The sequence below is a fragment of the Pseudoalteromonas sp. SIMBA_162 genome (assembly GCF_046535955.1).
Taxonomy (GTDB): Bacteria; Pseudomonadota; Gammaproteobacteria; order Enterobacterales; family Alteromonadaceae; genus Pseudoalteromonas; species Pseudoalteromonas marina.
Window position 1 is genome coordinate 77,883 of record NZ_JAWJBQ010000013.1, and the last position, 14,146, is coordinate 92,028.

At 41.6% G+C, this 14,146-nt stretch carries 12 protein-coding genes; 4 read left to right on the top strand and 8 right to left on the bottom strand.

All coding sequences use genetic code 11. The features are described 5' to 3' along the window. Positions 1–39: 39 nt before the first annotated feature. From glpD to galE, 7 genes are all read right to left on the bottom strand, one after another. Positions 40–1,527: a glycerol-3-phosphate dehydrogenase gene (gene glpD, locus R0J88_RS11210; RefSeq protein WP_410899927.1), complete on the bottom strand. Its 1,488-nt coding sequence runs from the start codon at positions 1,525–1,527 to the stop codon at positions 40–42. A gap of 203 nt (positions 1,528–1,730) precedes the next feature. Beyond that, on the bottom strand, positions 1,731–3,233 hold the full coding sequence (glpK, locus tag R0J88_RS11215) for a glycerol kinase GlpK (RefSeq protein ID WP_033035268.1): 1,503 nt from the start codon (positions 3,231–3,233) through the stop codon (positions 1,731–1,733). A gap of 203 nt (positions 3,234–3,436) precedes the next feature. Continuing rightward, the gene (locus R0J88_RS11220) at positions 3,437–4,765 is read right to left on the bottom strand and encodes an alpha/beta hydrolase family protein (RefSeq protein ID WP_410899928.1); all 1,329 of its coding nucleotides are present in this window, start codon (positions 4,763–4,765) and stop codon (positions 3,437–3,439) included. A 24-nt stretch (positions 4,766–4,789) separates the two neighbouring features. After that, complete coding sequence (locus R0J88_RS11225; protein ID WP_410899929.1) at positions 4,790–5,794, bottom strand: Gfo/Idh/MocA family protein; 1,005 nt, start codon at positions 5,792–5,794, stop codon at positions 4,790–4,792. Between the two features lie 14 nt (positions 5,795–5,808). Beyond that, positions 5,809–6,957: a galactokinase gene (gene galK / locus R0J88_RS11230; RefSeq protein WP_006791295.1), complete on the bottom strand. Its 1,149-nt coding sequence runs from the start codon at positions 6,955–6,957 to the stop codon at positions 5,809–5,811. Continuing rightward, positions 6,947–8,011 carry a UDP-glucose--hexose-1-phosphate uridylyltransferase gene (locus R0J88_RS11235; RefSeq protein WP_410899930.1) on the bottom strand — a complete coding sequence of 355 codons (1,065 nt, stop codon included), beginning with the start codon at positions 8,009–8,011 and terminating at the stop codon, positions 6,947–6,949. Before R0J88_RS11235 ends, galK begins: the two co-directional genes overlap by 11 nt. 1 nt (position 8,012) lies before the next feature. Then, positions 8,013–9,026 carry a UDP-glucose 4-epimerase GalE gene (gene galE / locus R0J88_RS11240; protein WP_039038327.1) on the bottom strand — a complete coding sequence of 338 codons (1,014 nt, stop codon included), beginning with the start codon at positions 9,024–9,026 and terminating at the stop codon, positions 8,013–8,015. 251 nt (positions 9,027–9,277) lie between these two features. Here galE and R0J88_RS11245 point away from each other — a divergent pair, with 251 nt between their 5' ends. Next, positions 9,278–10,087, top strand: a complete 810-nt coding sequence (locus tag R0J88_RS11245; protein ID WP_410899931.1) for an SDR family NAD(P)-dependent oxidoreductase — start codon at positions 9,278–9,280, stop codon at positions 10,085–10,087. Positions 10,088–10,217: 130 nt separating this feature from the next. Here the strand turns inward: R0J88_RS11245 and R0J88_RS11250 are convergent, their stop codons facing one another. Beyond that, on the bottom strand, positions 10,218–10,460 hold the full coding sequence (locus R0J88_RS11250; RefSeq protein ID WP_058430008.1) for a YdcH family protein: 243 nt from the start codon (positions 10,458–10,460) through the stop codon (positions 10,218–10,220). A gap of 243 nt (positions 10,461–10,703) precedes the next feature. Between R0J88_RS11250 and R0J88_RS11255 the strand changes: the two genes are divergently transcribed. From R0J88_RS11255 to R0J88_RS11265, 3 genes are all read left to right on the top strand, one after another. After that, positions 10,704–11,285, top strand: coding sequence for an anthranilate synthase component II (locus tag R0J88_RS11255; protein ID WP_010557686.1), 582 nt, complete (start codon positions 10,704–10,706; stop codon positions 11,283–11,285). A gap of 46 nt (positions 11,286–11,331) precedes the next feature. Next, positions 11,332–12,495 (top strand): HDOD domain-containing protein, encoded by a 1,164-nt coding sequence (locus R0J88_RS11260; RefSeq protein WP_006791289.1) that lies wholly within the window; start codon positions 11,332–11,334, stop codon positions 12,493–12,495. Between the two features lie 376 nt (positions 12,496–12,871). Next, positions 12,872–14,077 (top strand): aspartate aminotransferase family protein, encoded by a 1,206-nt coding sequence (locus R0J88_RS11265; protein ID WP_006791288.1) that lies wholly within the window; start codon positions 12,872–12,874, stop codon positions 14,075–14,077. Positions 14,078–14,146 lie beyond the last annotated feature (69 nt).

Sequence of the window (14,146 nt, forward strand, 5' to 3'; positions counted from 1 at the left end):
GGGAAAACGGGAAATAGTGATAATGAAGCAGCTTATTAATCAGCGTGTTTCAATATAGTTATTTAAAACTGTAATTTGCTCATCGCTAAAACGTAAACCCAGTTTACTGCGACGCCATAAAATGTTGTAAGCATTACCAGCCCACTCTTGTTTTAGTAAGTAATCAACTTCAGCAGCAAATAAGCCATGGCCAAAGTCATGTCCTAAATCACCGAGCTGTGTGGCATTACCTAAAATAATTTTTGTACGTGTGCCATACGTACGCACAAAACGCTTCAACGTCACTTCTGGTAGCCAGTTGTATAAAGATTTAAGCTCTTGAGTCAGTGTTTCAACATTATCAAAGTCGCCACCAGGTAATGCGCTGTGTTTAGTCCATGCTTTACCCATTTGTGGATAAAAGTCTTCTAACTTATCAACAGCGGCTTCTGCCAGTTTACGGTAAGTGGTAATTTTTCCACCAAATACGCTTAATAATGGAGTGTGTTTACCCTCACTTGAAAGCTCTAGCTTGTAGTCACGTGTTACGGCTTGCGCATTAATAGATTCGTCATCTAATAGCGGGCGTACACCCGAAAAAGTATGAACTATGTCTTCGCGTTTAATGTGGTTTTTAAAGTAGCTGTTAGTAATATCGATTAAGTAATCGATTTCTTCATCACTAATTTTAACATCTTGTGCTGCGCCGTTATGCTCTACATCGGTGGTGCCAACTAACGAATAGTCATCTTCAAATGGAATAACAAATACAATTCTTTGATCTTTATTTTGTAAAATATAGGCTTCTTTCTCGTCGTGAATGCGAGGCACTACAATATGGCTGCCTTTTACAAGGCGAATATTTTGTGGTGATTTTTCAATTAGCGCTTCATCAAATAATTTTGCAACCCACGGACCTGCTGCATTAACAATGCCTTTAGCCGATACAGTGTATTTACTTTTAGTATTTTGTTGCTCAAGCGTTACCTGCCATTTATTTTGCTCACGTTTAGCGTTTACACATTTGGTTTGTGTCGCAATGGTAGCGCCTTTTTCTTGTGCAGAAAGGGCATTTAAAATAACTAAACGAGAGTCATCAACCCATCCATCTGAGTATTCAAAACCTTTTACAATAGACGGCTCTAGCACGCTATTTTCGCCAAATTTAATACCTCGAGAACCGGCCAGTGTTTCGCGCTTGGCTAGGTTGTCGTACATAAACAAGCCAATGCGGATCATCCATGCAGGGCGTAAATGCGACTGATGTGGTAATCTAAAAGTAAGTGGCCACATAATATGAGGGGCATTTTTAAGCAGCACTTCTCGTTCAGCTAAAGCTTCTTTTACTAATCTAAATTCATAATGCTCAAGGTAACGTAAACCACCGTGGATTAACTTAGAACTATTTGACGATGTCGCACAAGCAAGGTCCGATTGTTCACACAAAAGTACCTTTAAACCTCTGCCAGCTGCATCAGCTGCTATTCCTGTGCCGTTTACACCACCACCGACGACGAGTAGGTCGTATTCGTTATCTGCTAATTCCACTGTGAGCTAACCTTTTTATTTGTAATATAAATAAGACATATATCATCATAAAGCGACCGTCAGTGTTTGACAATAGCTAACCGTGCTTTTTGATTTTAAATTTTTTAGCCTGATCTTTTTAAAATCAAACTGCGTAAAACGCGCCTTTAAATAGCGTTAGGCCTGCTTTAAAAGCCGCTAAATTTCATTAGCGGCTGCATACATTACTGTTGTTGGCAATCGTCGCTAGATAGCCGAACTTGCGCTACACAGTGCTGCCATTTTGCGTATAAATCATTACGTTCATCAGCACTCATTGTTGGCTCAAAACGACGGTCACAGGTCCACATTTTAGCGAGTTGCTCAGTTGACTCGTAAATACCTGCTTGTAAGCCGGCTAAATAAGCAACGCCTAACGAGGTGGTTTCGGTGACCGTTGGGCGCTCTACGGTTGCACCTAAAATGTTAGATAAAAAGGTGAGTACCCAGTTATTTTTAACCATACCGCCATCTACGCGTAGTACACTTGGGCGAAGTCCATCACGTTCCATTGCTTTTTGTAAGTCTTTGGTTTGATAACCCACCGATTGCAAAGCTGCGGCAACAATAGTGCTAATACCAGAGTCGCGGGTTAAGCCTAAAATTGCACCACGTGCGTTAGGGTCCCAATAGGGTGCGCCTAAACCTGTAAACGAAGGCACTAAAAATACCCCATGATCAAGTGGTACATCTTTCACTAGTGATTCACTTTCGCCTGCATGACTCAACAGTTTTAAGCCTTCAACAATCCACTGCATAGTGGCACCCGCCATAAAAATGCTGCCCTCAATGGCGTAAGTGGGTTTGCCATTTAATCTATAAGCAACCGTAGTCAGTAAGCGGTTCTCAGATGTAAGGGCTTTTTCGCCCGTATTCAACATTAAAAAACAGCCCGTACCATAGGTGCTTTTAGCCATACCTTGTTCAAAGCAAGCATGACCAACAAGCGCAGCTTGCTGATCGCCTGCAATACCACATACGCGTATTGGCGCGCCAAAAATATCTTCGCTGGTTGAGCCAAACTCGTCTGCTGAATCCATTACTTGTGGAAGCATAGATTCAGGAATACCAAATAAGTCGAGTAACTCTTGATCCCATTGCTGTGTATGAATATTAAATAACATGGTGCGCGAGGCATTAGTGGCATCGGTGCGATGCTCTTGTCCACCTGTTAGGTGCCATAATAAATAAGTATCAACGGTACCAAAGGCCAGTTCGCCAGCATCGGCTTGTTCACGTGCGCCCTCTACGTTGTCTAAAATCCAGCGTACTTTAGTTGCAGAAAAATAAGGGTCGAGCAATAAGCCTGTTTTGTCGCTAATCGTTTGGCAAAGTTCGTCAGTGCTTAGGCTTTCGCAATAATCACTGGTACGGCGGTCTTGCCAAACAATGGCGTTATACACTGGCTTACCGGTTTTTTTGTTCCATACCAAGGTTGTTTCGCGTTGGTTGGTGATACCAATAGCAATAATTTCATCAGGCTTCACGTCGTTTTTAGATAACACTTCACGGCTTGTGCTAAGCACGGTTTGCCAAATATCGTTTGGGTCATGTTCAACCCAACCGTTTTTTGGAAAATGCTGTGAAAATTCTTGTTGTGCTGACCCAAAAACGTCTGCATCTTTTGTAAACAAGATGGCCCGAGAACTTGTGGTTCCTTGATCAATTGAGAGTATGTATTTTGACATGATATTTATGTTATTTATCTTATCTTATATATGACTAGATTGCCTTTAACGAAGGTTAATGGCAATGGTTTTTTCTTAAAATAGCCGGTTAAAAAACAAACATTCTCGTTTTGTAGTTAACCCTTTAATATAAAAGCTATTTTATTTGGCAATATTTTAAGGCGAAGGCGGCTATCAAGTTTTATAGCCGCTTAAATCAGGTATTACTTACTGTGAGGCTTACTTTGTTGCCAATCCATACCTGAAGAGAAGCGGTTATCAAAGCCGTACCACTGCGGTAACGGTTTACCATCAACAATGGCTTGATCGCCATTTTGAGGTAAGTCTAGGTATTTACACTGGCTGCTTACGCCTTTTACGTGGCAATCCATCATCGCAAGTACAAAGTGCTTATTTATTTCGTTAATGGTGCGCAACGACCACGATGGCTCGTAGTAATGACCTAAGTCTAATTCACTGCTGCTTTGGGCAATAGCAGGGGCTGGGTGTGGTGCAATATTGTGGCGGGCATTTTTATAAGTAAGCATGTACTTGTCGGCGCTGCCAGTTTGGTTGTAAAGGTTTTTAATACCTTCAAAACCAGAAATATCATCTAAGTCGCCTGCAATATAAAGTGAAGGTACTTTAATGTTTTTCATTGCTTTAGCGTTAAATAAGTTATGTTGTCCACCCCAAGGTGCGATAGCCACCATTGTTTTTATACGAGGGTCTACTTGCGGGTTTTGATATTGCCCGCCTGCACAGCTATTGAGTAGTTGCTGTACTTGTTTAATTTGAGCAGGGTCAGTCATTCCCGTAAACATGGCTGTAGTTTGCTCGTTAAAGGCATAACAACCACCAATTGTATTAACTGCACCAAACCCACCCATAGAGTAGCCAATAACACCTGCGCTAGTTTGATCCACTTGCTCGCTTGCAAAGTTGCTTTGCTCGTTAAAATAATTAATCACAAATTGCTGATCGCGTGAGCGATTAATCAAGGTGCTAAAAAAGCCCGCATAGGGCGCGTTTTTAAAATCTACATGGGCGTTTGTGGAGTCTGTATGATCAAGCGCAACAACTATGTAGCCATGCGAGGCTAAGTGCTCGCCAAGGTAGTACATAATTGTGCGGTAGCCGGTATAACCGTGCGAAAGTACTACAACTGGGTAGTTATCGGCGTTACTTATATCAACATCACGCTGTGCATCAGCCTGTAAGGTAAATTGTTTGCCTGAGCGTGTTATATCTGTGTAGCTGGTTAGTGGTTTGTTTGCTTTACTATCTGCTGGATACCACACTTCAACTTTTAAAGGGCGATCTTTTTGGCTTTGCGTTGTGGGATCAAACTGCGCTGGATTAACTAAGTCTAGGGTTTTTACACCTACTTTATAGGTGCCTTTAGCTGCTAATTCAGGGAGCACTTCGCTGGTTATTGGCGGATAAAGTTGCTCAGGCTTATTTGATTCGGCAATTACCGCACCGGTAGTTAAACTGGCCGTGGCTAATAACATTGCTTTTGAAAGCGTTTTTATACGGTGTGTTGTTGTCATTTTGTATCCTTGTTGCGTGTATTTTTATAAATTTATGTTATGAGATTCGACTGTCGCGCTATATTCAAGCTGCCATTGGGCTCTCAGGTTATCCATCATCGTCATAACGCGTAAGCTTGTGCTCAGTGGTAATATAGAGCTTTGTATTTGTTTATTTAGTATGCACTCAGTAACGTGATCAATTTCAAATTTAAAGTTTTCATCATCACTAAATGGGTAGTCAAAATGTTGAATAGCTTGCCCATTAATATGAAGCTCAAGACCTTTTGCACCTACAAACCAAGGTATGCGTATAAAGCCATGTTCACCGGTAATACATGCTTCGGTTGGACCGTTTTGCTCAAGTGCGCTGCTAAGTTGTGCGAACTGACCATTACCATAATCGAGCATGGTAATATTTCGCGCATCTACACCTGTATCTGCCTTATGCACAAATGAGCTGATTTTTTCAGGTGCTTTATTAAAAACCACATCAGCAATCGATAGCGGGTAAATCCCTAAATCAAGCAAAGCGCCACCGGCTGTATTTGGGTTCATTAAGCGGTGGGTGTTGGCAAAGGTGCCGGGTAAACTAAAGTTGGCCTGCACGGTATGTACTTTACCAATAGCTGCTTCGCTTAGTAGCTGCTCTAATTTTATAATGGCGGGTAAAAAGCGCATCCACACTCCTTCCATTAAAAAACAATTTTTTTGCTTGGCCAGTGCGGTTAAGTTTTTTAACTGCTGTGCATTAACGGTAATAGGTTTTTCACTTAGTACGTGCTTATTATGCATCAAGCATTGGGCGATGCTTTGAAAGTGTTGGTCGTGAGTGTTTGCAATGTAAATAGCATCAATGTTTGGGCATTGCATAAGGGCTTGGTAGCTCTCATAGCCTTTAATTGAATAATGTGCGGCAAACTCGTTTGTGCGCTGCTCACTAGTTGAGGCTGCGCCAATAAGCTGAGCATCAGCGCAATGCGCAATGCTTTTAGCAAAGGTGTGAGCAATATTGCCACACCCAATAATACCCCAGTTAACCTTTGCCATATTGATACCTACTTTTAAAAAGACGTTATTTGTAACCCTGAACCTGCTGAGCACACATAAATATCTGCGTATAAGTTAAAGCGTTCAAAGTAATGTTTTTCAACGGCGGCTTTAATTAGCGGTACTTCTGCATCGCGGCATAAACACACTATTGCTCCCCCAAAACCACCGCCGGTCATGCGCACTGCGCCGCGCTCACCCATGGCTTCTTTACATATTTCTACTAAGCCATCCGTTGCGGGTACCGTTACTTCAAAGTCGTGTTTAAGTGATTGGTGCGATGCAGCCATCAATTCACGAAGTTGCTCCATATCATTGGCTTGCAATGCTGTAGTTGCGGCGATAACACGGTCGTTTTCGCTAATTACATGGTGCGCACGTTTGTATTCGTTATTGCTAAGTTGTGCTTTAACAGCATCTAGTTTAGCCATCGTTGCTTGGCGAAGTGTTTTAACTCCCATTTTTTCAGCAGCTTGTTCGCAATCAATACGGCGTTGATTGTATTCGCTGTCTACTAATTTACGTGGGTAGTTAGAGTTTACAATAACAATGTTTAAGTCATCAGGCACTTTCACAGACTTAGTTGCCAAATTTTCGCAATCTATTAGTAATGCGTGGCCGTTTTCGCCTTTTGCCGAAATGAGCTGATCCATAATGCCACACTGGCAATGCATAAAGTCGTTTTCAGCTTCTTGGCCTAGTAGTGCAATTTTTTCTTCGCTTAAACCAAGCTGTGCAATATGGTTAAACATACCACCCACAGCCACTTCTAATGCTGCCGATGATGATAAACCACTACCTTGCGGTAAGTTACTATCAATAAGTAAATCAGCACCGCGTAAGGTGTGGCCTGCGCGTTTTAATACGAATGCAACGGCGCGAATATAATTTCCCCATTGCGACTGACCTTCGCTAATCGGTTCGTCAACGTTAAAGCTGTCTTGCTCGCCTGGGTAATTGAGTGACTGCACGGTAATCGTATTATCGTCGCGCTCTTTAAACATCACTTGGGTACGAAACTCTAATGAGCACGGAAATACAAAGCCGTCGTTGTAGTCAGTAAACTCACCGATTAGGTTTACACGTCCTGGTGCAGCTGCAATACCCTGAGCAGGGGCACCGTACAGTGATAAAAAGTGGTGTTGAAATTCATTAAGCTTCATCTGTGTGTCCTGCTGTATTTTTATAGTGTGTGGTGCTTGCTGCTTTTAAAATAGATGCGGCTGTTTCTGCGCTTAAATCGCGCTGACTTTCGCCTAACATTTCGTAGCCAACCATATGTTTTTTAACGGTGGCAGAGCGAAGTAGTGGCGGATAAAAATGGGCATGTAAGCGCCAGTGTTGCTCATCAGAGCCACGATTTGCTGGTGCATTATGCCACCCCATAGAATACGGGAAGCTGCAGTTAAATACGTTGTCGTATTTAGTGGTTAATACTTTTAATGCCTGAGCGAGTGAATCGGTTTGTACATCACTAAGCTGGCTAAAGTTTTGAATGTTATCTTTAGTTACTAGTAAGGTTTCAAATGGCCATGCTGCCCAAAAAGGCACCACAACAAGCCAGTGTTCATTCTCAAATACGACACGGGTTTTATCGACTTGTTCTTTTTTTACATAGTCGGCAAGCATAGCAGTGCCGTGTTTATCAAAATAAGCACGCTGCTGAGTATCTTCGGCTTCTATTTCGGTAGATAGGTGCGAATGCGCCCATACTTGGCCATGCGGGTGGGGCTGCGAGCACCCCATGATCTCGCCTTTGTTTTCAAATACCTGAACACACTCGTATTGCTGTGCAAGCTCGGTATAGTTGTCTTTCCACGTTTTTACCACGGCATGCAGGGCATCGTGCTCAAGCTCTGGTAATGTTTTGTTATGTTCTGGCGAAAAGCAAATCACGCGGCATTCGCCGCTTGCTTCATCAGCAATAAATAAATCGCTATCTGACTCTACGATTTGTGATTGTTCGCTGGCATTGGGCGTTAGTGCGCCAAAGTCATTTTTAAAAACATGGGTGTATTTGTAATCTGGGTTGCTGTCGCCATTTGCTCGTGTATTGCTTGGGCAAAGCGGGCAGCTTTCGTCATGCTTTGGCAATACTGTTTCGTTAACGGCTTCGGTTGCGCCTAACCATGGGCGGTTATTACGATGCGGTGAAACTAATACCCAGCGCCCCGTTAGCGGGTTTTTACGTCTGTGAGTACTTTCTAATAAAGCCATATTAACTCTCCAACCCACTTGGGTAATTAGTTTGCCAGCGCCATGTATCGGTGGTCATGTCGCTCAATGTTAGTTCTGCGTGCCAGTTAAGGGTAGTTTGCGCTTTTGTGGCATCAGCGTAATTGCAGGCAATATCACCTGCTCGGCGCGGTGCGCTTTTATAAGGAATAGCTTTACCTGCTGATGCGCTAAATGCGTTGATCATATCAAGCACTGAATAACCTTGGCCTGTGCCTAAGTTGTATGCATGAAAGGCGGTATCTGATTTATGTTGCATAAATGCCGCTACATGGCCTTTAGCTAAATCTAAAACGTGAATGTAATCGCGCACGCCAGTACCATCTTCGGTATCGTAGTCGTCACCAAAAATATTAACGACCTCACGTTTACCTACCGCAGTTTGAGCTATAAATGGCATTAAATTATTTGGAATACCATTTGGGCTTTCGCCCAATAAACCACTTGGGTGTGCGCCTACTGGGTTAAAGTAACGCAGTGCTATGCCCATAAAGTTGCTGTTGGCATTACATACATCTTGCATGGCTTGTTCTACCATGACTTTAGTCCAACCATAAGGATTGGTAGCGCGTATTGGGTGCTTTTCATCAATAGGCAGGTAGTCTGGCTCGCCATAAACAGTGGCCGATGAGCTGAAAATTATATGATTAACACCTTCATCTTGCATGTTTTGTAGCATGCTTAATGTGCCCGATACATTGTTTTGGTAGTAACGTAGTGGTTGCTCGGTCGATTCACCTACTGCTTTTAATGCTGCAAAATGAAATACAGCCTCAGCCTGAGTATGCTTAAGCGCAAGCTTAAACTGCTGCTCGTCTTGAATATCACCTAAAATAAATTCAAAACGTGTACCTGTAATTTTTTCGAGTTGATCAAGTACACGAGGGCTCGCATTAGATAAGTTATCGTAAATTACAGGTGTAATGCCTGCTTCATGTAATGCAATACATGTGTGGCTACCTATGTAACCCATGCCGCCAGTCACTAAAACTTTCATGTGTTTTCTCGAAAATATATTTATATGATAAATACTACTATTAAGGAAGTTTAAAAACAATAGTTATGAATTGTTCAAAATTCAAATAAATGATTAAAAAACATTCACTGCTATCGCCGTCACTTTATTAATATTTTCTATAAACTGATTCAACAACGGTCTAATTATCATTCAAAGATGGCAATGCTATTATTTCACAATCGTAATTCGTTAAATGTGTAAGCGCTGTATTACATAACATGGAGCTAGGTATGAACAAAAAAATTTTAATCACAGGTGCAACAGATGGCATTGGGTTTGAAACAGCTAAAATGCTGCTAGCGCAAGGTCATACCGTTCTTCTTCACGGGCGTAATGCGCAAAAGCTCAATAAAGTACACACTTTACTCAATAACGATTATCCGCAAGCAAGCACACAAACTTACGTGGCCGATTTGAGTGAAATGGCGCAGGTGCGTAATCTGGCTAAACAAATTACAGCCGAGCATAAACACCTAGATGTACTTATTAATAATGCAGGTGTGTTTAAGCTCGACAACCCTGAAACTGCAGATGGTCTTGATGCACGATTTGCAGTAAACACATTAGCGCCTTATTTATTAGCAACTTTACTATTACCGCTTTTTGATACCCAAGGGCGAATTGTTAATGTGTCGTCAGCGGCGCAAGCAACAGTCAACCTAGATGCACTGATTGGGCAAAGCTTTTTGTCAGATAACGCAGCATACGCACAAAGCAAATTGGCAATTACAATGTGGTCGCGTCATATGGGTTTAAAACTTAAAGGTAATGGTCCATTGGTGGTATCGGTTAACCCTAAGTCACTACTAGGCAGCAAAATGGTTAAAGACGCATATGGCCTTAATGGCGGCGATTTAAAGTTAGGTGCCGATATATTTTGCCGCGCTGCACTAAGCGATGAGTTTAGTAATTCAACAGGGCTTTACTTTGATAATGACGCTGAGTGCTTTTCAGCCCCTCACGCCGATGCATTGAATGACGCTAAAAATCAACAGCTAATAGATGCACTCGATTTAAAGTTATTACAGCTAGCAATATAGCTAACGCAATTTGAGCGCTGGTTATAGAGTGTATTACCTAGTTATACACCGTATAAAGTTTCATTGAAGACAAACAAAGAGTTCACCACTTTAAAATGGCGAACTCTTTTTTGTTTTTGGAATTTTATATTTATTGTGCGTTTATTAAACGCTGATACAACCAATCTTTTAATTCAGAACGGTCGTGTTTTAGCTGGTGCATTTGCTCATCGCTAATAGGCGCACCGTCCAATTCTAATATTCTTATTTCTTTATCTAGTTTATTGTACTGCTCGGCTTTTTCTGCAAAGTCAGCATCACTTTTGTTCAACGTATTTATCGTGTTTATGTGCTCAGGAAAGTCGTTTGTTAATGAATGGTCTTCGCCTAACATAGTCGCTCCTTAGTAAAAAATAAGCTTATACAAAATAAGCTGTCACTTAATGAGCTTGGGTTTAAATAAGGGGAATTCAACCACTCGCATGAAAAATTTAATAGGGTAAGTAAGTGTTACGTCATGCTAAAGAGGGAATTACTATTTATCTAGCTGCAAATCACTGACACTCATAACGGCTTGGGTTAGAATGCAACACGCCTAAATACTCCCGATAACTATCTTTATTGAGTACTTAATTACATGCTATTAATGATCGATAACTACGATTCGTTTACCTATAACTTAGTGCAGTACTTTCAGCGATTGGATCAAGACGTATTAGTAAAACGTAATGACGAGTTGAGCATTGCGCAAATTAAACAACTTAATCCGGAGCATATAGTTATCTCTCCGGGTCCTTGCTCACCGAATGAAGCTGGTATATCGTTAAGTGTAGTTGAACACCTAAAAGGCCAATTTCCTATATTAGGGATTTGCTTGGGACATCAAACGATTGCCCAAGCGTTAGGCGGGGATGTGGTGCGCGCTAAAAAAGTAATGCATGGTAAAACATCTCCCATAACACACACCAATAAAGGTGTTTTTAAAGGATTAGCTAATCCGTTAACGGTTTGTCGTTACCACTCGCTGGTGGTTAAAGCGCAGTCGTTGCCCAACGAACTTGAAATAACAGCGTGGACACAAACACCGCAAGGTGAGTTTGACGAAATAATGGGCATGCAACACAAAGAGTTAGCAATTGAAGGGGTGCAGTTTCACCCGGAAGCTATTTTAACTGAGCAGGGATTAACGCTGCTTGATAACTTTTTAACTCGCTTCTAGTCTAATAACACTGAACGTATTCAATACTTACTATTTAACGAGCACTATGACTGAACTTGCACAACAACAGCGTACAGCAAAAATACTTGATCAACGGGCACACGATTTGCTGTTGGGTCATAGTTTTGCGCATCAGCAAATTGGGTTTATTCATACCTTAGATATTGATTACGGCGAGCCTATGAAGCAGCGTACCTTGTTGCAGGTTGAAGTGTCAGCGCAACAAAAGCGTAAGCAAACAAGTACCGCTCATCATAAGTACCGTGCACAAGCCAGCGAACAGCTTCATAAAGTAATTGAAACAGCTATATTTAAACAGCTCGAAGATATGGACGCAGTGATTCAAACAACAATAGGGATTGAAGACAGCGTTGCCACTATTTTAGATATATTAGCTGTAAAGTCGGCCTCAGTTGGCCGTTTAGAGCCGTTAGTAAACGATTTAAGTTGGCTAGGGCGCGAATTGGTCACGTTGGTTAACCTCCCGTATTACCGAAACCAGCGTAGTAAAAAAAATACCGCGGTAAAAGTAGACAGCCCTGCACTTGCTCTGCGTTACATAGGGCTTGATAACTTACAGTTAGTGATCCCCACATTTGCAGTTCGCCATTGGATGCCCCATAGTACCGAGCCTTTTTCGTTACTAAAACGTAGGCTCAGAGACAGCGCAATGGCCAACGCCATTGCCGCGCAAAAAATTGCAGAAATAAACGACGTAAACGAGATACACGCATTTACCTTGGGTATGTTATTAGATGTAGGACGTATTACGTTAGTACGTTTGTACTTAAAAACCTTTGAGCAGGTTTGGCAACGAAAAGTACAAATAGCACGTCAAGAAAACCAAAAAGACCTCCACACAGCATTATTAGAGCTAAAGCCCGACCCTTTATTTTTAACTACACTGCTGTGCAATAAGTCAATTCAGGTCAGTGCGCGAGTCATCGACAAAATGGCCTTTAAATATTTGCCATTTAAAGGCGTGATGGAACAGCTACAAAATGGCGTAAATAAAGGCGATAGTGCCTTACCGTTAACGCAGGTCATGTTAAAAGCGCGGTGTTACTCCCAGTACTTAATTTTAAAAGAACACCAACTAATTGAGCCCGACGAAACGGCAGCGTGGTTTTCGTATTTTCAGTTCACTAAAACGGAACTAAAAACCCTTCAAACAAGCAATTTTACCAATCTTGCTATTCAAATTGACTAAAAAATTAAATTTTTTGTTAATTTTTTTACGACTATTCATTCATTCCCACTGATTCATCCGTAAAGTTATTTAGTGGTAAAAGCCTATGCAGGTCACTACTGATGCGGTTAGTTGATAAAAAATAAGTGTGTTTAGGTATGCAAATAGTTATTCACTATCTATGAAATAATATCTTAAGCCCTTTATTTTCAAGGGTTACATGAAAGTTTTTAACGAGACAGCTACCACTAATTCTGAAATAATGGGCGTCTGAAAATTGAACCACAAAGCAATTTTTTGTACCCAACAGACACCTGAACGTACTCAAAAGCTTGGTTAATATTTTAATCAAACACTTATTTATGCTTTGTGTAGATCACAATTAAGAGGAAATAAAATGACAGTCAATCGCGAATTATTTGATCACGTAATGGTTCCTAACTACGCACCTTCAAGCGTAATTCCTGTTCGAGGCGAAGGCTCTCGCGTATGGGATCAACAAGGCAAAGAGTTTATCGACTTTGCTGGTGGTATTGCTGTTAACTGTCTTGGCCACTGTCACCCTGCTTTAGTAGGTGCATTAAAAGAACAGGGCGAAAAAATTTGGCATTTATCAAATGTTATGACTAATGAGCCGGCGCTTCGCCTAGCTAAAAAAATGGTTGATGCCACTTTTGGTGAAAAAGTTTACTTTGCTAACTCTGGCGCAGAAGCAAACGAAGCCGCACTTAAATTAGCGCGTCGTTTTGCACTTGATAAGTTTGGCCCAGAAAAATCACAAATCATCGCATTTAATAAAGGTTTCCACGGTCGTACATTCTTTACTGTAACTGTTGGTGGCCAAGCGGCATACTCAGATGGTTTTGGTCCTAAGCCGGGTGACATCGTACATTGTGATTACAACGATCTAGCCGCATTTGAAGCGCTAATTAGCGACCAAACATGTGCCGTAATGATGGAACCACTGCAAGGTGAGGGCGGTATTGTTTCACCAACTGACGAGTTTGCTCAGCAAGTTCGCGATTTATGTACTAAACACAATGCGCTACTTATTTTCGATGAAGTACAAACAGGTGTTGGCCGTACAGGTGACTTGTACGCATACCAAGGTTTAAATGTAGTACCTGATATTTTAACTTCAGCAAAAGCATTAGGCGGTGGTTTCCCAATTGGCGCAATGTTGACTACAACAGATATTGCACAGCATCTAAAAGTAGGTACTCATGGTTCTACTTACGGCGGTAACCCGCTTGCATGTGCTGTTGCCGAAGCCGCATTTGATACTGTTAACACACCCGACGTACTTGCCGGCGTAAAAGAAAAAGCAGCTTTATTTAACGAACTTCTTGCAGCGGTAAACGAAAAATACAACGTATTTAGCGAAATTCGCGGTAAAGGTTTGTTAATTGGTGCTGTTGTGAATGAGCAATACAAAGGCCGCGCTAAAGAGTTTTTAGTAGCCGGTACTGAACAAGGTCTAATGTCATTAGTGGCAGGTGCTGACGTTGTTCGTTTTACACCGTCTCTTGTTATCCCAGAAGCGGATATTCGCGAAGGTATGGCACGTTTTGAAAAAGCAGTTGCAAGCGTAGTAAACGCATAAGCTGTTTTAGCCAATTTACCGAGGGCAAACATTGTTTGCCCTACGAATTTTATTTACCGTTATTTATAA